General features: G+C 69.6%; 20 protein-coding genes. 14 read left to right on the forward strand and 6 right to left on the reverse strand.

All coding sequences use genetic code 11. The features are described from left to right. The first annotated feature begins 54 nt into the window (after nt 1-54). The 3 genes from C8P69_RS06565 (at nt 55) to C8P69_RS06575 (ending at nt 3545) form a co-directional block, all read left to right on the forward strand. Entirely contained in the window at nt 55-1005 is a 951-nt protein-coding gene (locus C8P69_RS06565) for a bifunctional riboflavin kinase/FAD synthetase (RefSeq protein ID WP_108175077.1), read from the forward strand. Between the two features lie 109 nt (nt 1006-1114). Then, on the forward strand, nt 1115-2824 hold the full coding sequence (locus tag C8P69_RS06570) for a methyl-accepting chemotaxis protein (RefSeq protein ID WP_108175079.1): 1710 nt from the start codon (nt 1115-1117) through the stop codon (nt 2822-2824). A 94-nt stretch (nt 2825-2918) separates the two neighbouring features. After that, complete coding sequence (locus tag C8P69_RS06575) at nt 2919-3545, forward strand: FMN-binding negative transcriptional regulator (protein ID WP_108175081.1); 627 nt, start codon at nt 2919-2921, stop codon at nt 3543-3545. Between the two features lie 2 nt (nt 3546-3547). Here C8P69_RS06575 and ubiA read toward each other — a convergent pair whose 3' ends face one another. Then, complete coding sequence (gene ubiA / locus C8P69_RS06580; RefSeq protein WP_108175083.1) at nt 3548-4489, reverse strand: 4-hydroxybenzoate octaprenyltransferase; 942 nt, start codon at nt 4487-4489, stop codon at nt 3548-3550. 24 nt (nt 4490-4513) lie between these two features. Continuing rightward, nucleotides 4514-5005, reverse strand: a complete 492-nt coding sequence (locus C8P69_RS06585) for a hypothetical protein (protein ID WP_108175085.1) — start codon at nt 5003-5005, stop codon at nt 4514-4516. 183 nt (nt 5006-5188) lie between these two features. Between C8P69_RS06585 and C8P69_RS06590 the strand changes: the two genes are divergently transcribed. Together C8P69_RS06590 and C8P69_RS06595 are read left to right on the forward strand one after the other, a co-directional pair. Then, the gene (locus C8P69_RS06590; RefSeq protein ID WP_108175087.1) at nt 5189-5935 is read left to right on the forward strand and encodes a 16S rRNA (uracil(1498)-N(3))-methyltransferase; all 747 of its coding nucleotides are present in this window, start codon (nt 5189-5191) and stop codon (nt 5933-5935) included. 236 nt (nt 5936-6171) lie between these two features. Beyond that, the gene (locus C8P69_RS06595) at nt 6172-7293 is read left to right on the forward strand and encodes a carboxylate-amine ligase (RefSeq protein WP_108175575.1); all 1122 of its coding nucleotides are present in this window, start codon (nt 6172-6174) and stop codon (nt 7291-7293) included. A 2-nt stretch (nt 7294-7295) separates the two neighbouring features. On the opposite strand, the gene C8P69_RS06600 is transcribed toward C8P69_RS06595, so the two are convergent. Further along, entirely contained in the window at nt 7296-8102 is an 807-nt protein-coding gene (locus C8P69_RS06600; RefSeq protein WP_108175089.1) for a LytTR family DNA-binding domain-containing protein, read from the reverse strand. Nucleotides 8103-8193: 91 nt separating this feature from the next. Between C8P69_RS06600 and C8P69_RS06605 the strand changes: the two genes are divergently transcribed. Continuing rightward, entirely contained in the window at nt 8194-9186 is a 993-nt protein-coding gene (locus C8P69_RS06605; RefSeq protein ID WP_170118145.1) for an alpha/beta hydrolase, read from the forward strand. A 6-nt stretch (nt 9187-9192) separates the two neighbouring features. On the opposite strand, the gene xseA is transcribed toward C8P69_RS06605, so the two are convergent. After that, nucleotides 9193-10797 (reverse strand): exodeoxyribonuclease VII large subunit, encoded by a 1605-nt coding sequence (gene xseA / locus C8P69_RS06610; RefSeq protein WP_108175093.1) that lies wholly within the window; start codon nt 10795-10797, stop codon nt 9193-9195. 110 nt (nt 10798-10907) lie between these two features. Here xseA and purD point away from each other — a divergent pair, with 110 nt between their 5' ends. The 3 genes from purD (at nt 10908) to C8P69_RS06625 (ending at nt 14110) form a co-directional block, all read left to right on the forward strand. After that, on the forward strand, nt 10908-12191 hold the full coding sequence (purD, locus tag C8P69_RS06615) for a phosphoribosylamine--glycine ligase (RefSeq protein WP_108175095.1): 1284 nt from the start codon (nt 10908-10910) through the stop codon (nt 12189-12191). Nucleotides 12192-12264: 73 nt separating this feature from the next. Beyond that, nucleotides 12265-13176, forward strand: a complete 912-nt coding sequence (locus C8P69_RS06620) for an alpha/beta fold hydrolase (protein WP_108175097.1) — start codon at nt 12265-12267, stop codon at nt 13174-13176. Nucleotides 13177-13228: 52 nt separating this feature from the next. Further along, complete coding sequence (locus C8P69_RS06625) at nt 13229-14110, forward strand: TIGR01459 family HAD-type hydrolase (protein WP_108175099.1); 882 nt, start codon at nt 13229-13231, stop codon at nt 14108-14110. Between the two features lie 34 nt (nt 14111-14144). Here C8P69_RS06625 and C8P69_RS06630 read toward each other — a convergent pair whose 3' ends face one another. Both C8P69_RS06630 and C8P69_RS06635 read right to left on the reverse strand, forming a co-directional pair. After that, nucleotides 14145-14822: a protein phosphatase CheZ gene (locus tag C8P69_RS06630; RefSeq protein ID WP_108175101.1), complete on the reverse strand. Its 678-nt coding sequence runs from the start codon at nt 14820-14822 to the stop codon at nt 14145-14147. Nucleotides 14823-14926: 104 nt separating this feature from the next. Next, on the reverse strand, nt 14927-15310 hold the full coding sequence (locus C8P69_RS06635) for a response regulator (RefSeq protein ID WP_108175103.1): 384 nt from the start codon (nt 15308-15310) through the stop codon (nt 14927-14929). Between the two features lie 236 nt (nt 15311-15546). Between C8P69_RS06635 and C8P69_RS06640 the strand changes: the two genes are divergently transcribed. The 5 genes from C8P69_RS06640 to C8P69_RS23460 all read left to right on the forward strand — a co-directional run bounded on the left by C8P69_RS06640 (nt 15547) and on the right by C8P69_RS23460 (nt 17498). Next, nucleotides 15547-15924, forward strand: a complete 378-nt coding sequence (locus C8P69_RS06640) for a DUF983 domain-containing protein (RefSeq protein WP_108175104.1) — start codon at nt 15547-15549, stop codon at nt 15922-15924. A 15-nt stretch (nt 15925-15939) separates the two neighbouring features. Beyond that, nucleotides 15940-16731, forward strand: a complete 792-nt coding sequence (locus tag C8P69_RS06645; RefSeq protein ID WP_108175107.1) for an SURF1 family protein — start codon at nt 15940-15942, stop codon at nt 16729-16731. Between the two features lie 97 nt (nt 16732-16828). Next, complete coding sequence (locus C8P69_RS06650) at nt 16829-17014, forward strand: hypothetical protein (RefSeq protein WP_108175109.1); 186 nt, start codon at nt 16829-16831, stop codon at nt 17012-17014. Between the two features lie 5 nt (nt 17015-17019). Then, nucleotides 17020-17238 carry a hypothetical protein gene (locus C8P69_RS06655; RefSeq protein ID WP_108175111.1) on the forward strand — a complete coding sequence of 73 codons (219 nt, stop codon included), beginning with the start codon at nt 17020-17022 and terminating at the stop codon, nt 17236-17238. After that, a complete protein-coding gene (locus tag C8P69_RS23460; RefSeq protein ID WP_146167295.1) occupies nt 17235-17498 on the forward strand; it encodes a hypothetical protein in 264 nt (87 codons plus the stop codon). Before C8P69_RS06655 ends, C8P69_RS23460 begins: the two co-directional genes overlap by 4 nt. Nucleotides 17499-17502: the final 4 nt, after the last annotated feature.

The raw sequence follows: 17502 nt of genomic DNA on the forward strand, positions 1-17502 counted from the left end.
TGGCGGTCAGGGTCCGCGCCCGAAAGCCATGGCCCCTCTTCGATCCCGCCCGACATGCCGCTGATCCTGCCGCCACCGCGGCCCTCCCCCGCCTTTCCGGTGCTCGGCCCGGGGCAGGCGCTGCCGGCCTCCCTTGCCCGTCCCACCGTGGCCATCGGCAATTTCGACGGCGTCCATCGGGGTCATCGCCATGTGCTGGCAGCCGCCAAGGCGACCGGCCGCCCGGTCGTGGTGATGACCTTCGAGCCCCATCCGCGCAGCTACTTCCAGCCCGACGTGCCGCTGTTCCGGCTGACCGATGCGGCGGGCAAGGCCCGGCTGCTGGCCTCGGCGGGGGCCGACGGCCTGGCCGTGCTCGCCTTCGATGCCGCCATGGCGGGAACCAGCGCCGAGGCCTTCGTCGACCGCCTGCTGGTCGACTGGCTCGGCGCCAGCACCGTCGTGGTCGGCCGTGACTTCCATTACGGCACGCGCCGGGCCGGCAATGCCGAGACGCTCCGCCAGGCCGGCGCGAGCAAGGGCTTTGCGGTGACCGAGGTGGCGGCCCTCGATGGGCCGGAGGGTCCGATCTCCTCCTCCGCCATCCGCGAGGCCCTGTCCACGGGCCGCGTCGAGGCGGCGAACGCCCTGCTCGGTCACGCCTGGTTCGTCACCGGCCCCGTCATCCATGGCGAGAAGCGCGGCCGGGAGCTCGGCTATCCCACGGCGAACATCCGGCTGGACGCCGCCTGTGGGCTCGCTCACGGCATCTATGCCGTGATGGTCGGCATCGACGGGACCTGGCACCAGGGCGTCGCGAGCTATGGCCGGCGGCCGCAATTCGACAACGGCGCGCCGTTGCTCGAGGTCCATGTCTTCGACTTCGCGGGAAACCTCTACGACAAGGAGGTCGACGTCGCCTTCGCCTCCTATCTGCGCGGCGAGGCCAAGTTCGACTCGCTCGAGGCGCTGATCGGTCAGATGGACGACGACAGCCGCGAGGCCCGCAAACGCCTGTCGACGTGACCCTACGTCATACAAAAAATCTTACAATTGAGGGTTGTTGTTCAGCCGAATTTAACCGTTCCGACGCGGAATAAGGGTCTTTCCATAGGCCCTCAGGACGATATCCCCCATGTCTTTCCGTCTTCCGCGGCTCAAGATCGGCGCCAAGTCGGTCGGCTTCGTTGTGCTTCTCCTCGCCGTGACGGCCACCCTCGTCGTGGTCGCAGGCTGGCAGCTCATCCAGAACCGGAACGCCCAAGCGGCACTCGATGATGCGCGCACCAACCTGCGCACCGTGACCGTGCTGTTTGCGGCCAGCCAGCCCGACGCGCGCATCGCGATCAACGCCGAGCAGGTCAGCGATGTCCGCGCCCCGGCCATGCCCGCCTTCACCGATCATTCCATCGTCGACCGCACGGTGCAGGCGGTTGGCGGCGTCGCCACGATCTTCGTCACCGACGACAAGGGCGCCTTCATCCGCCGCACCACCAATGTGCGCACCCAGAACGGCGAGCGCGCTGTCGGCACGGCCCTGGCCGCCGACCATCCGGCGCAGGCGCCGCTGAAGGCCGGCCAGCCCTATTACGGCCCGGCGACCCTGTTCGGCCGGTCCTTCTTTACCGCCTATCACCCGGTTATCGACACGGCCGGCAAGGTGATCGGCGTGCTCTTCGTCGGCATTCCGACCGAGCAGCTGCGCGAACAGGCCATGTCGACGCTCTATGCGATGATCGCGGCACTCGCCGGCATCGTCGTGGTGCTCGGCCTGGTCGCCGCCTTCGTGGTGCGGCGCGCGGTGAAGCCGCTGGTGGCTGCGACTGGCGCGCTGGAGCGCGTCGCCGCGGGCGACCTCGACACCGCCATCCCCGTCTCGAGCCGGCATGACGAGATCGGCGATCTCAGCCGCGCCATCGTCGTGCTGCGCGACAATGCCCGCGCCGCCAAGGCGGCCGAGGCGGAGCGTCTCGCCGAGGCAGAAGCCCGCGGCGAGCGTGCCCGCCGGCTCGAGGCCGCCATTGTCGGCTACGAGAAGGTCATGGCCCAGCGCATCAGCGAGGCCAATGCGGCGGTTCGCGGCCTCGACGCCAGCGCCGACAGCCTCTCCTCCGCCGCTGCGGCCATGAGCGGCAAGGTGGTCACGGCCTCCGGCGCGACCGACGAGGCCACGCAGAACATGAACGCCGTGGCGAGCGCCGCGCATCAGCTGGCCGCCTCGATCAGCGAGATCGGCCGCCAGGTCTCGGCCTCTTCCGAGGTTGCGGGACGGGCGGTGAAGGAAGCCGGCGATACCGGTTCGCGCGTTGCCGAACTCGACGGCGCCGCCCGCAAGATCGGCGAGGTCATCGGCCTCATCAACGCCGTGGCCGAGCAGACCAACCTGCTCGCCCTCAACGCCACGATCGAGGCTGCCCGCGCTGGCGAAGCCGGAAAGGGTTTCGCCGTCGTCGCGGCCGAGGTGAAGCAGCTCGCCGGCCAGACCGCCAAGGCGACCGAGGAGATCGCCTCCCAGGTCAGCCGCATGCAGACGGCCACCCAGGCGACCGTCCAGGCCATCGGCGTCATCACCGAGACCATCGGCACCATGGACCAGATCACCACGGCCATCGCGGCTGCGGTGGACGAGCAGCAGGCCTCGACGGCCGAGATCTCGCGCGCGATCAGCGAGGCGAACTCCCACGCCGATCACGCCCGCCGCTCCATCGTCGATGTCAGCCAGGCTGCCGAGGGCACCGGCCGCTCGGCGACGGAGGTGGGCGAGGCCCGCGACCGTCTCGCCGACTGCTCCAGCAACATCGAGGCGGCGCTCAAGACCTTCGTGGCGGAGGTGCGCGCCGCCTGATCAGCGGAGCGAATTCCCGTTATCACAGCTGTGCATTGGACGGGCCGGGACGATGCCCTATCGTCCCGGCTTCGTCGTTTCCGGGAGGGTCCCGATGTATGTGCCGCCGCTGTTCGCCATGGCCGAGGACCGTGAGATCGCGGCGTTCTGCGCCGCCCACCCTTTCGCCACGCTGGTGACGCAAGGGGCCGAGGGCCTCTATGCCACGCATCTGCCGGTGATCCTGAAGCAGGAGGGCGAGACCCTCTCCTTCTTTGGCCATCTCGCCCGCGCCAATCCGCACTGGTCGACGACGCCGGACGGGTCCGAGGCGCTGCTCATCTTCCAGGGGCCGCAGGCCTATGTGACGCCCTCCTGGTACCCGACGAAGAAGGAGACCGGAAAGGTCGTGCCGACCTGGAACTATGCCGCCGTCCATGTGCGCGGCACCGTGTCCTGGCCGCAGGATGCTGCCTTCCTGCGGCAGAACCTCTCCGACCTCACCGACGCCCACGAGGCGCACCGCGCCCATCCCTGGGCCATGGATGACGCGCCGGACGATTTCCTCGCCATGCAGATGCGCGCCATCGTCGGCATGGCGTTCCGCGTCAGCGGTTTCGACGGCAAGATGAAGATGAGCCAGAACCGGCCCGCGGTCGATGTGGACGGCGTGATCGCCGGCCTCGAGGCCTCGGGTGAGCAGGCGGTCGCGGAGCTGGTGGCGGCCAAGCGCCGCCGCTGAGGTCAGCCGAGGGCCTTCAGGAGGGCCGCCGCCATCAGGCCGGCGAGGAGGATGAGGCCGGCGTCGCGGTTCGACTTGAACAGGCGCAGGCAGCCATCGGGATCGGCGATGTCGAGGCTCCTCACCTGCCAGGCGAGATGCAGGGCGAAGGCGGCGAGGCCGGCATAGGCGAGGGCCGGCGCGGCAAGGGCCCAGAGCGACAGGCCAAGGCAGGCGACCGTTCCGGCATAGAACAGCGACAGGAACAGCGGCGTCCGCTCGCCGAAGAGCAGGGCCGTGGAGCGGACGCCGACGATGGCGTCGTCCTCGCGGTCCTGATGGGCATAGATCGTGTCGTAGCCGATGACCCAGAGGATCGAGGCGGCATAGAGCAGCAGGGCCGGCGCATCGAGCCGGCCGAAGGCGGCGGCCCAGCCCATCAGCGCCCCCCAGGAGAAGGCGAGGCCAAGCACCGACTGCGGCCAGGAGGTGATGCGCTTCATGAAGGGGTAGATGACGACCACCGAGAGCGAGGCGATGCCGACCGCCCAGGCGAAGGGGTTCCACAGCGCCAGCAGCACCAGGGCGCCGACGCCGAGCTGGGCGATGAGGAAGATCTTGGCCTGGCGCGATGTCACCTGGCCCGAGGGCAGCGGACGCGAGCGGGTCCGCTCGACCATGGCGTCGATGTCGCGGTCGACGAGATCGTTATAGGTGCAACCGGCCCCGCGCATGGCGATGGCGCCGATGGCGAAGAGCGCCATGTGCCAGAGGTTCGGCAGGGCCTGGCCCGCCGCAATCGCCGCATAGGCGGCCGACCACCAGCAGGGCAGCAGCAGGAGCCACGAGCCGATGGGCCGGTCGGCGCGGGCGAGGCGCAGATAGGGTCGCCAGGCGGCAGGGGCCAGCGTGTCGACCCAGGAGCCGCGCACGGCATCGGCGACGCGTCCGTCGGTCGCCGTCATGGCCGGCTCACCGCCATGGGGATCTCAGAGGGCGCCGGGAGTGCGCAGGTCGAGCTGCGGACGCCGGCCGGCATTGGGCGCGAAGGGATTGGCCCCGCCACCACCGCCGGCTTCGGCCTGGCGGCGTTGGCGCTCGAGCTGGGCGACGCCGTTGCAGGCCTGGGTGCGGTTGCGGGTGATGTTGGTGACGCCGGTGTTCACGTCATTGATGATCTGATCGGGCAGGCGGCAGAACTCGGCATTGGCCTGCATCCACTGCTGCAGGCGCAGGAAGGAAGCGCGGGCATTGGTGAGCAGCCGGCAAGCGCGCTCGGCATTGGCCTTGGCCTGTTCGAAGGTGGTCGGACGGCCGCGCGGCATCCCGGCCTGGGTCTCCTTCATCACCTCCTGGTGGGCGGTGACGAGCGGCTGGAACTCGGCCTGGCAGATCTCGTTCGCCCGCGCCGTGCCGCCCAGGGCGAGGCCGGCGGCGAGCGCGGTCGCGGCGAGGACGGTGTTGACGCGGCGAAGGCTCATGTGGACGGCCCCTGAACCCGCCCGCGAGGCGAGCGACGTTGCAATCGAGGTTGAGTGAATTCGGCAGGTTACATATCAATCCGACGGCATCGTGGCAATGTGACGGCCCCGCGCGGTTCACCGTCGCGCTGCGGGTGATGCTGGCGCCGTCGGCCGGGGCCGCCGCAGGAGGAGGAATGCCGCATGGCGGCTTATGATTTCCGCGCCATCCGGCTTCGCGTCGAGGGGCCGCTCGCCCAAGGGGTGACCATCGGCTGCGACCGCGACCAGGCGAACTATCTCCTGAACGTGATGCGGCTCGGCGATGGCGAGAGCATCGCGGTCTTCGACGGTGCGCATGGCGAATGGCGGGCGCGGCTCGCCCGGTCCGGCAAGAAGGGGCTCGACCTCATGGTCGAGGAGCTGCTGCGGCCGCAGCCGGCGGCCGGCGATCTCGCGCTGATGTTCGCGCCGTTGAAGCATGCCCGCCTCGACTACATGGTGCAGAAGGCGGTGGAGATGGGCGTGACGCGGCTCCAGCCGGTGATGACCCGGCGGACGCAAGCCCAGCGCGTCAATCTCGACCGGATGCGCGCCAATGCGGTGGAGGCGGCGGAGCAGTGCGGCGTCCTCACCCTGACGGCCTGCGACGAGACGGCCAGCCTGCCCGATGCGCTGGCCGCCCTGCCCAAGGACCGGCTGCTGGTCTTCTGCGACGAGGATGCGGCGGTTGCCAATCCCGCCGAGGCCCTTGCGACGGCACGGCCCCTGAGCGGCGGAATCACCGTCCTGATCGGTCCCGAGGGCGGCTTTGCGCCGGAGGAGCGCAGCCTCGTCGCGCGGCACCCGCGCGCCCTGGCCGTCTCGCTCGGCCCCCGCATCCTGCGCGCCGACACGGCGGCGGTGGCGGCGCTGGCGGTGGTCCAGGCGGTGCTCGGCGACTGGCGCTGAGGCCGGCGACCTGTCGCGATCGGCGCTCAAGTCAACCAATTTAAGTTCACGCCATCTTTCAACGCCTTACGGAATTGGGGCGGCGCGTGACCGGTTCGGGCCACATTTTCGCCCGCCGGCCCGACAGGCTTTGCGCCGCCGGTGACCCCTTCCCCGCCAGGGAACGGCCCGGACCGCGCCGCGTTGAGGCGCAGGACGCGTCCAGCAAATTCCAATGCCGTTTCATGGAGATGATCATGTCCGACACGCGCCGGTTCGGCATCGAGGAGGAGTTCTTCGTGGTCGATGCGGAGACCAAGGCGGTCATGCGGCGCATGCCGCACGGCTTCCTCGACGCCGCCAAGGCCAGGCTTGGCGACCGCGTCGGCAGCGAGATGCTGCAGTCGCAGATCGAGATCACCTCGTCCGTCCACACCACCCCGACGGGCGCCCGCAACGAGCTTCAGGCCATGCGCGGCGCGCTCGGCGAGGTGGCGGCGAAGCATGGCCTCGCCATCCTCGCCTCGGGCACCCATCCAACCGCCATGTGGGCGACCCAGCGGGCGAGCGACGCACCGCGCTACGACAGCGTCATGCACGACCTGCAGATGCTGGGGCAGCGCAACATCGTCTGCGGCCTGCACGTCCATGCCGAGTTCGACGACCTGTCCCGCCGCATCGACGTGATGGGCCGGCTGATGCCGACCATCCCGCTGATCATCGCGCTCTCGACCTCATCGCCCTTCTGGCAGTCGCGCGCCACCGGCCTCATGGGCTACCGGCTCGCCGCCTATGACGAGCTGCCGCGCACCGGCCTGCCCGAAATGTTCAAGACCCAGGCCGAGTACGACGACTACGTGTCGCTGCTGGTGGAGGCCCGGGTCATCGAGGATTCGAGCTATGTCTGGTGGGCGGTGCGGCCCTCGCGGCGCTTCCCGACGCTGGAGCTTCGCGCGCCCGACAGCTGCACCCATCTCGACGACAGCCTCGCCATCGCGGCGCTGTACCGTTCCATGGTGCGCTATCTCATCCGCCATCCCGACTTCCGCGCCGACCTGTCGCCCCTGTCCCGGGCGGTGGCGCAGGAGAACAAATGGCGGGCGCAGCGCTACGGCATCCACGGCTCCTTCGTCGACGAGGCGCGACGCACCACGGTCTCGATTGCCGACCTGGTGCGCGAGACGGTGATGATGCTGGAGGAGGATGCCGAGGCGCTCGACTGCCAGGATGACCTCGGCCGCTGCCTCGACATCTGCCTGCGCGGCACCAGCGCCGACGGCCAGCTCACCGTGTGGAAATCGGCCCTCGGCCTTGCCGAGACGCCGCACGACGCGCTGCGCTCGGTGAAGACCTGGATCGCCCAGCAGACCCTGCAGTGAGGTCAGACCAGGCGGGCGTCTTCCAGGAGACGCCTGCCGCTCCGGCTCACCGGCAGGGTGAGGCCGTTGGCGAGGGTGACCCCGAGGCTGCCGTCCTTGCGCGCGCTGTCGACCACGGCCTTACGCGCCACCCAGTGCGAGCGGTGGATCCTCAGGCCGGTATCCTCGCCGAGGGCGTCGATCGCCTGCGACAGGCTCATCAGGATCAGCGCCTGTCCGCGATCGGTGTGGACGCGCAGGTAATGGTCTTCGGAGGACAGCGCGAGGATCGGCGCGCGGCGCAGCGGCAGCGGCAGCTTCTCGCGCAGGATGTCGTCGGAACGCCGATCCTCGGCAACCACGGGGACGGGGGCAGCCGCCTGCGGCTGGGCCACGTGTCGCGCGTGCACCAGCGCGCGGACGGCCCGCACGACAAGGCTGACGAGCACGTTGATCAGCGCCGTCTGCAGGCACAGTTCGACGAAGGTGACGTGGGGCAGGACCTGCGGCGCGAAGAATCGGAGATGCGCCATCACCACCAGAGCGCCCGGTGGCGCGATGACGAGGGCAATCACCAGCGAGCCCCAGAGCGGCACGGGGCCGCGATAGAGGTAGCGGGCCGCCAGGGCATTCGCCGCCACTGCCATGGCGCTGATCACGGCCATATTGGCGGTGTAGTGGAGCACGCGCACCGGCAGGCTGATGCCGAGATAGGAGCCGAAGGGACCGAGAACGCCGAGCAGGATGCCGAAGGCGAGAATGACCAGCGCCAGACCGAGACGCGCTTCGCCGGGCTCCCCGAGGCTTGGCATGTCAGGACGGTCGGTCATTGGCGAAGAATTCGTGCCGTTCGCGAAGAGGCCGCAGACTAGGCCCCGGCCTGTGGCTAGGCAATCGGCGTCGCTGCTTCAGGACCCCGTCATGCGCATTCTCCGTATCGCCCTTCTCGCCGCTCTCGTGCTCCCCGTCGCCGGTTTCGGCGCCGTGATCGCCCTGTCCAGCCCCAAGCCCCCGCCCGCCATGCCGGCGATGGAAGCTGCGGGGCGGACCATCGGCGGCTGGATCCAGGGCTTGCCCCGCGAACAGACCTTCACGGCGCGGGATGGGCAGGCACTCGCCTATCGCCTCTATCCGGGAGCCCCAGGGGCGGGTGTCGCGGTTCTCGTCCACGGCTCGACCGGCTTTTCCGCCAGCATGGACGGGTTGGCGCGCAGCCTGAACGGACAGGGTTTCACCATCTATTCGCTCGACCTGCGCGGCCATGGCGAGAGCGGCCCGCTCGGCGACATTCGCTATCGCGGCCAGCTGGAAGACGACATGGCCGACCTGCTCAAGGTCATCGAAGAGCGCCATCCGCAGGAGAAAAGGCTGCTCGTCGGCCATTCCCTCGGCGGGGCCTTCGCCCTGCGCATCGGCGCAGGTCCCTTACGCGAGCGCTTCCACGCCTATCTCGCAACCTCGCCTTTCCTCTCGGCCGATCCGACCGTCAGCCGCCCCGGCTCCGGCGGCTGGGCGGATGCCGCCGTTCCGCGCATCATCGCGCTGAGCCTGCTCAACGGCATGGGCATCTCGGCCTTCGACGGCCTCGCCGCCGTCGCCTATGCGGTGCCGGACGATGCCCGGGGCAAGCGCGCGCGGATCTATTCGCACCGGCTGCTCGCGAATATGAGCCTGCCCCGTGACTGGCGCGCCGCCCTGGGGGCGATCAAGCGTCCCGCCGCCATCCTCATCGGCGCGGAGGACGAGATGTTCCTCGCCAGCGCCTATTCGGCGGCCGTGAGGGCCGCGAACCCGGCCATCGACGTGACGGTCATCCCCGGCACCGACCATATGGGCAGCACGGTTCAGCCTGAGGCTCTCTCGCGGGTGGCGGAGACGGCGGTGCGGTTGCGCGAGGCGGCGCCGGCCCGCTGACGGAGGCTAGAACAGGGTCCCCTGCCCTTCCGTCCTGCCCTCACCCGCCTTCCGCGGCTTCGGCTCGGCCGACCGGGGGGAAGGCTTCGGCGAGGCGGGCGGCGCCTCGCCCTCGGCGGTGGCGGCGATGCGGCCGTCGGCGAATTCGATGGCCAGCGCCGTGCCGGGACCGATCGCGGCGGCCGAGCGCAGCGGGCGACCCTCGGCATCGCGCACCAGCGCGAAGCCCCGGGCGAGGACGCCCTGGTAGGAGAGCGCGGCGAGGAGCTTGGTCGCGGCATCCAGCCGGTCGCGGCGGCGGCGCAGGACAAGGTCCATGGCGCGCGTCGACCGCGCCTCGATCGCCGCGAGCCGCTCGCCGGCCCGGCCGATCCGGTCGGTCTGGCTGCGGGCATAGACGCCGAGGGACCGGGTGAGCCGGGAGGCCAGCGTGTCGAAGCCTTGACGCCGCGTCTCGGTGCGGCGTGTCAGCGCCGTCGCGGCGCGACCGGACAGGGCGTCGATGCGGTCGCGCGAGCGGTCGATCCTCAGCCGCAGCACGCCCGGCGCGAGGCGGCCCGCGGCGCGCAGCAGCCTTGCGCGATGGGCGCCGGCATTGGCGGCCAGGGCATTGGGCAGGCGTTCGCCGGCCGCATCCAGCCGCTGGCGGGCCGTTTCCAGCAACCGCTCTGCATCGGGCAAGGCGCGGGCCGCGGCGCGCAGCTCGGTCCGCCGGCCCTCCATGCCCCGCGCGACCGCCAGACCGAGCCGGCGGCCGAGGCCCTGCGTCTCGGCGATCAGGTCGGCGCGCACCGGCACCGCCATTTCGGCGGCGGCCGTGGGGGTGGGGGCGCGGCGGTCAGCGGCAAAGTCGATGAGGGTGGTGTCGGTCTCGTGGCCGACCGCCGAGATGAGCGGAATCGCGCTCTCGAAGGCGGCGCGGACGACGATCTCCTCGTTGAAGCCCCAGAGGTCCTCCAGCGAGCCGCCGCCGCGGGCGACGATGATGACGTCGGGCCGGGGCAGGTCGTCGTCGGGGCCGATCGCGTTGAAGCCGCGGATGGCGGCGGCGACTTCCGCGGCGCTGCCCTCGCCCTGCACGCGCACCGGCCAGACGAGGACGGTGCGGGGGAAGCGATCCTCCAGCCGATGCAGGATGTCGCGAATGACCGCGCCGGTGGGCGAGGTGACGACGCCGATCACCGTCGGCAGATAGGGCAAGGGGCGCTTGCGGGCGGGATCGAACAGGCCCTCCGCTGCGAGCTTGCGGCGGCGCTCCTCCAGCAGCGCCATCAGCGCTCCGACGCCGGCCGGCTCCAGGCTCTCGATGACCACCTGGTACTTGGACGAGCCGGGGAAGGTGGTCACGCGCCCCGTGGCGATGACCTCCAGGCCCTCCTGCGGCTTCACCTTGAGGCGGCCATAGACGCCCTTCCAGATCACCGCCTCGATGGTGGCGCCCTCGTCCTTCAGGCGGAAATAGACGTGGCCGGAGCCGCTGGGGCCCTTGAAGCCGGAGACCTCGCCGCGCAGCCGCACATAGCCGAACGCGTCCTCCACCGTCCGCTTGATGGCGGCGGAGAGGTCCGAGACCGAAATCTCGGGCGTGTTGGACGGGACGATGTCGGCCATGCGAAGCGAATCCGTTGCCGGACGGGGCGCTCTTGTCTAGACGCTGCGGGACGCGGGTTGAAGGGGCGATCGGCCTTGGCCGGCCATCGCCCAAGCCGGTGGAGACAGTGATGAACGTGCTTCTGATCGGCGGCGGCGGCCGCGAACATGCCCTCGCCTGGGCGCTTTCCGCGAGCCCGCTGCTCACAACGCTTCACTGCGCACCAGGCAATCCCGGCATCGCCGAGGTCGCGACGCTCGCGGCGATCAACGTCACCGACCACGCCGCCGTCGTCGCCTACTGCCGGACCCACGCCATCACCTTCGTGGTGGTCGGGCCGGAGGCGCCGCTCGTGGCGGGCCTTGCCGACGATCTCCATGCCGCCGGCATCAAGGTCTTCGGCCCGTCGAAGGCGGCGGCCCAGCTCGAAGGCTCCAAGGGCTTTACCAAGGACCTCTGCCGCGAATTCTCCATTCCCACGGCGGCCTATGAGCGCTTCACTGCGGCCGAGCCCGCCAAGGACTATGTGCGCCGCATGGGCGCGCCGATCGTCGTCAAGGCTGACGGCCTTGCCGCCGGCAAGGGCGTGGTCGTCGCCATGACGCTCGACGAGGCGCTGGCCGCCGTCGACATGATGTTCGAGGGCGGCATGGGGGCGGCCGGCGCCTCGGTCGTCGTCGAGGAGTTCATGACCGGCGAGGAGGCCTCGTTTTTTGCGCTCTGCGACGGGGACAACGCCCTCGCCCTCGCCACCGCCCAAGACCACAAGCGCGTCGGCGACGGTGACACCGGGCCGAATACCGGCGGCATGGGCGCCTATTCGCCCGCCCCGGTCATGACGCCGGCCATGGTCGAGCGCACCATGGCGGAGATCATCCGCCCGACGCTGGCCGCGATGAAGGTCAAGGGCCATCCGTTCAAGGGCGTGCTCTTCGCCGGCCTGATGATCACCGCCGAAGGGCCGAAGCTCATCGAGTACAATTGCCGCTTCGGCGACCCGGAATGCCAGGTGCTGATGATGCGGCTGAAGGACGACCTGCTGACGCTGCTGCTGGCGGCGGCCGACGGCCAGCTCAAGACGATGAGCGTGCGCTGGTATGACGACGTGGCGCTGACCGTGGTCATGGCGGCCAGGGGCTATCCCGGCACGCCCGAGAAGGGCAGCGTCATCCGCGGTATCGAGCGCGCGCGCGAGCTCGCCGGTGTCGAGGTCTTCCATGCCGGCACGGCGGCGAAGGACGGCGACCTCGTTGCCAATGGCGGGCGCGTGCTGGCGGTCACGGCCACGGGCGCCACGGTGACGGAGGCCCAGGCGAAGGCCTATGCCGCCGTCGACCTCATCGACTGGCCGGGCGGCTTCTGTCGCCGCGACATCGGCTGGCAGGCGGTCGCGCGCGAGAAGGCCGGGGCCTGAAGTCTCTGCCGAACTGCTGACACCCAATGGCCACCTGCGGCGTTATGCTTGGCATGACCTGCAGGAGGCCCTGATGGCGACCCACGACCTGTTTCCCGGTTTCGAATCCCACTGGCTCGACACCTCGGCCGGGCAGATCTTCGCGCGCTCGGGCGGCTCCGGCCCGCCGCTGCTGCTCGTCCATGGCTTCCCGCAGACCCATGTCGAGTGGCACAAGATCGCCCCGGAGCTGGCGAAGCGCTTCACCCTCGTGCTGCCTGACCTGCCGGGCTATGGCTGGTCGGCCGCGCCCCGCGGCGACCGCAACCATTTCCCCTATGCCAAGCGCGACATGGCGAAGGCGCTGATCGAGGTGATGGAGCGGCTCGGCCATGCGCGGTTCATGGTCTGTGGCCACGACCGTGGCGCGCGGGTCACCTATCGGATGGCGCTCGACCATCCCGGCCGCATGGAAAGGCTCGCCCTCATCGATATCGTGCCGACCATCGTCATGTGGGAGCGCATCCGCGCTGCGCCGTCGCCGAAGACCGAGCACTGGATCTTCCTGTCCGGGCCCCAGGGCCAGCCGGAAGCCGAGATCGGCCGCAACCCCACGGCCTATCTCGAGGAGAAGCTGTCGCTCTGGACCAAGAGCGGCACGCTCGACGCTTATGACAATCGCGCGCTGCAGCACTATCGCGACTTCTTCAACGACCCCTCGCGCATCCATGCCTGCTGCGAGGACTATCGCGCCGGCGCCACCGTGGACCTCGCCGCCGACGAGGCGGACAAGGCGGCGGGCCGTACCATCGGTACGCCGGTTCATGTGGTCTGGGGCGATGCCGGCATTCCCTCGGCAGGCTCCAGCCCGCTCGATGCCTGGCGCCTCTTCGCGCCGAAGGCGACCGGCGAGGCCGTGGATAGCGGCCATTTCGTCCCCGAGGAGAACCCGGCAGGGTGCCTTGCGGCGCTCCTGCCCTTCCTCACGGCGCCGGCGCTGCGCTGACCGCGCAGCACCGCCGCTTGACCCGCGCCGCCCCGCCCCTTAACCGGCGGGCATGAACGCCAACGCCCCTGCCGCCCTGCCGCCGGTCATCGACGGACTCTCCGCCATCGCCGGGGACTATGACCTCGTCTTCTCCGATGTCTGGGGCGTGCTGCACAACGGCATGAGGGCGCATCCCGGCGCCTGCGACGCGCTGGTGCGCATCCGCCAACGGGGCGTGCCGGTGATCCTCATCACCAACGCCCCGCGCCAGGCGCCGGTTGTGGTCGGCCAGCTCGACCGGCTGGGCGTGCCGCGGGCGGCCTATGACGCCATCGTCACGTCAGGCGACGTATCGCGCACCTACATGCGTACGCGCCCGGGCGAGCCGGTCCACCATGTGGGCCCGCAGCGCGATCTCGTGGTCTTCGAGGGCATCGACACCCGCCTCGTCCCCATCGAGGAGGCGGCCTATGTGGTCTGCACCGGCCTCGTTGACGATCGCACGGAGACGCCGGACGACTACCAGGAGCGGCTCGAGCGCATGAAGGCGCGCGACCTGTTCTTCCTGTGCGGCAATCCCGACAAGGTGGTGGAGGTCGGCCACGACCTCATCTTCTGCGCCGGCGCCATCGGCGACCGCTACCAGTCCATGGGCGGTGACGTGCTCTATGCCGGTAAGCCCTACGAACCGGCCTACGAGGCCTGCTGGGATTATGCCGAGCGCATCCTCGGCAAGCGGCCGGATCCCTCGCGGGTCCTGTGCATCGGCGATGCCATGCGCACCGACGTCGCCGGGGCCGTGCGCATGGGCTACGACTGCCTGTTCCTGGCAGAGGGCATCCACGCGGAAGTGCTGTTGGGATCAGATGGCCTGAAGCGCGACGGCCTCGCCGCACTCATCGGCGAGACCGGCCAGCATCCGCGGCACGTGATGCGCAAACTGGTCTGGTGAGCGAAAGGCCCGGCTCAGCGCGCCGGGCGGAACGTCACTTCGCGAGAGCCTCGCCCTTGGCCTTCTTCTCGGGCTTGGCGAACAGCGCATCGACGTCGTTCTGATCGACACCCTCACCGTCGAGCTGCGGCCCGTGGAGGATGTTCTTGATCTTGCGCTCCTCGCGGCGGCGCTCGTCCTCGGAGAGGTAGCCGTCGGCATCGGCCGCGTTGATCGCGTCGGCGAAGCGGGTGACGCGCATCTCGATATGCTTGAGCGTATCGATGACCTTGGCGACGCGCTGGCCGGTGATGTCCTGGAAGGAGCAGGCCTCGAAGATGAGCATCATACGCTCGTCGACCATGGCCTTGTAGGCGACGGGATCGGAAGCGTCCGCCGCCATGAGCTCCTCGGCGGCGCCCATGATGGTGTCGGTGGCCTTCTCGGTCGCCTTGACGATGGCGTCGAGCTCCATGCCGGCGGCCGGGATGCGGCTGTGCTTGAGATCGTTCGGCTGCAGGCGGCCGACCTCGACCTTCATGTTGGTGATGAAGGAGGCGATGTCCGAGAGCTCGCGGTACACCGACATGTCGATCGAGCGGAAGAAGCTCGACAGCGACTCGACGGTCACTTCGGCGAGGGCGACCACGTCGCCCAGCGACACGTCGCCGTTCCCCTTCGTCCGGATGAACTGGACGATGCGATCGAGGTGATCGGTGGAAACTTTCTTCATGATCGCCTGTCCTCGCGGTGGTCGGCTCGTTGCGGCGTCACGCCGGCTGGGTGCCGACTGCCGCAAGGGCAGTCGACGGGGCGTAGGCCGGCGATAGGCCGTTCTCAGTCGGCGAAGACCGCGTCGATCTTGGCCTTCAGCGTCTGGGCGTTGAAAGGCTTCACGATGTAGTTGTTCACGCCGGCCTTCTTCGCCGCGATGACGTTCTCCGTCTTCGACTCGGCGGTGACCATGATGAAGGGCGTGCGGGACAGGGAACCGTCGGCGCGAACCTCCTTCAGGAGCTCGTAGCCGGTCATCGGCTCCATGTTCCAGTCTGAGATCACGAGGCCGTACTTCTTCTCCTTCATCTTGGCGAGCGCGGCCGAACCGTCCGACGCATCGTCGATGTCGTCGAAGCCAAGCTGGTTCAGGAGGTTACGGATGATGCGGATCATCGTGTTGTAATCATCGACCACGAGGATCGGCATCGAGAGGTCAACAGCCATCACACTGCTCCAAACGCCGGCGCTGCTTCAGCGCACCGCTGGGAAGGTTTCATTGAACCGCACGCTAGGCGGCGTTCGGTACGAAAATGCCTTTCAGCCTTGAAGAAGCGGTTAACGTGGCGTCTGGCCGACCCCGAAAATACGGCCATATTGCCGCGGATCGGGTCCGATCATCCGCAGGGTTACAAATTGGTTTGTGCCGCGCGGAGGTCTAGAAGGTCCCGAGGAGGCCTTCCATGACCTATTACCAGGAGCAGTCGCCGGTCTCGACCGGACTGAAAGGGCGCTGCCCGCGCTGCGGGGAGGGCCATCTGTTCGACGGGTTCCTGTCGGTGAAGCCGAAATGCAGCGCCTGCGGCCTCGATTTCGCCTTCGCCGACAGCGGCGATGGCCCGGCCGTCTTCGTCATCCTGCTCGCCGGCTTCCTCATTTGCGGCGCGGCCCTGGTGGTGGAGGTGAAGTACACGCCGCCCTTCTGGGTCCATGCGCTGATCTTCGGGCCGATGGTGCTGATCGTCTGCCTCGGCCTCCTGCGGCCGATGAAGGGGCTGATGATCGCCCTCCAGTATCGCAACAATGCGCGCGAGGGCCGGCTCGACAGCAGGGATGCCTGACCCTATCTGACCGGCATGACAGCATCCGATCTGCCCGCATCCGACCGCCCGCGCGCCGCACGGCTGAAGAGCCTCGTGGTGCCGGGGCTCGCCGCGCTCGCGGCACTGGCGATCCTGCTGACGCTCGGAACCTGGCAGCTGAACCGCCTTGCCTGGAAGACCGGGCTCATCGCGCAGGTGGAGGAGCGCAGCCGCGCAGCGCCCGTGCCCCTGCCTCCACGTGCCACCTGGGCGGCCATGAGCGCCGAGCGCGACGAATATCGGCGCGTTTCAGTGTCAGGCCGCTTTCGCCACGAGGCGGAGGCCTATCTCTTCCATGTCGCCGGTGACAGCCGCCAGGCGGATCGCAACCGGCCATCCGGACAGGGCTATTTCGTGCTGACGCCCCTGGTCCTCGCCGACGGGTCCAGCGTCATCGTCAACCGCGGCTTCGTGCCGACGGATCGCCGCGATCCCGCCTCCCGCCGCGAGGGACTTGCCGAGGGGCCGGTGACCGTCACCGGCCTCGTGCGCTTCCCCGAGGCGCGCGGCACCTTCGCGGCCGTGGACGACACGGCGCGGCGGATCTTCTACACCCGCGATCTGGCCGCCATCGCCCGCGCGCAGGGGCTTGAGGCCACGGCCACCGCTCCCTTCTCCGTCGATGCCGACGCCACGCCGGTCGCCGGGGGCTGGCCGGTCGGCGGCGAGACGCGGCTGAGCTTCACCAACCGCCATCTCGAATATGCGGTGACGTGGTACGGGCTCGCCCTGACGCTGGTCGGCGTCTTCGGCGTCTTCGCCCGCCAGCGGCTCAAGGGGCGCTGACTTTACGCCGCCTTTGCGGTTCCCGGCCTGATCGATATGGCGCCTTGGCGGCCGGCGCGGCGATGGTCCCGGCGGTCCCCACAAGGAGGGCGCCGCCATGATCCCCATCGCACGTCACCGCATCGTTCTCAGGGCCATGAGGCCCGTCATCCGCTCCCGCAATCAGCCGGCGCCGATCAGCGCCTGGCGTGAGGTCGGCCACCGCCTGCTCGTCGCCACCGGCCTCGCGCTGCTCGTCGTCACGGTCCTAGCGGCGCGCGTCGCCTTGACCTGGCAGGGCTGACCGCCATGCCCCATCGCCTCAGCCCCGGCGCCAAGATCTTCATCGTCTGTCCGTCCGAGGATGGTCTGTGGATCGCGCGGGAAACCCACGGCCTTGCGGAAGGCCTCTTCCTGCAGCGCCGCGATGCCGTCCGCTTCGCCATGAGCGAGGGCGGGACGGAAAACATGGTCTGCCTCAGCGACACTGCGGCCTGCCCGTCCTGGCGCGGCCGCGGCCAGCGATGACGGGCAGCCGGCCCGATCACAAGCCACCGGCCTCCACCGCATCGGCCCGCTGCCATACGGCCAAACGCCAGACCGCCGAGCTTGCCGCGTTGTTCCAGGCCTATGTCGAGGCGCTGCATCCGCTCGTCTCGGACATGGTGCGGGCAGGCCTGTCCCCTGATGAGACCGCGGCGGCGCTGAACCGCCGCGGCATCCCGTGCTGGGGCCGTGACCGCTGGACGCCGTCCCTGGTGAGGACCGTGCTGCGGCAGCGCCCCTGATGCG

Source organism: Phreatobacter oligotrophus, from assembly GCF_003046185.1.
GTDB classification, from domain to species: domain Bacteria; phylum Pseudomonadota; class Alphaproteobacteria; order Rhizobiales; family Phreatobacteraceae; genus Phreatobacter; species Phreatobacter oligotrophus.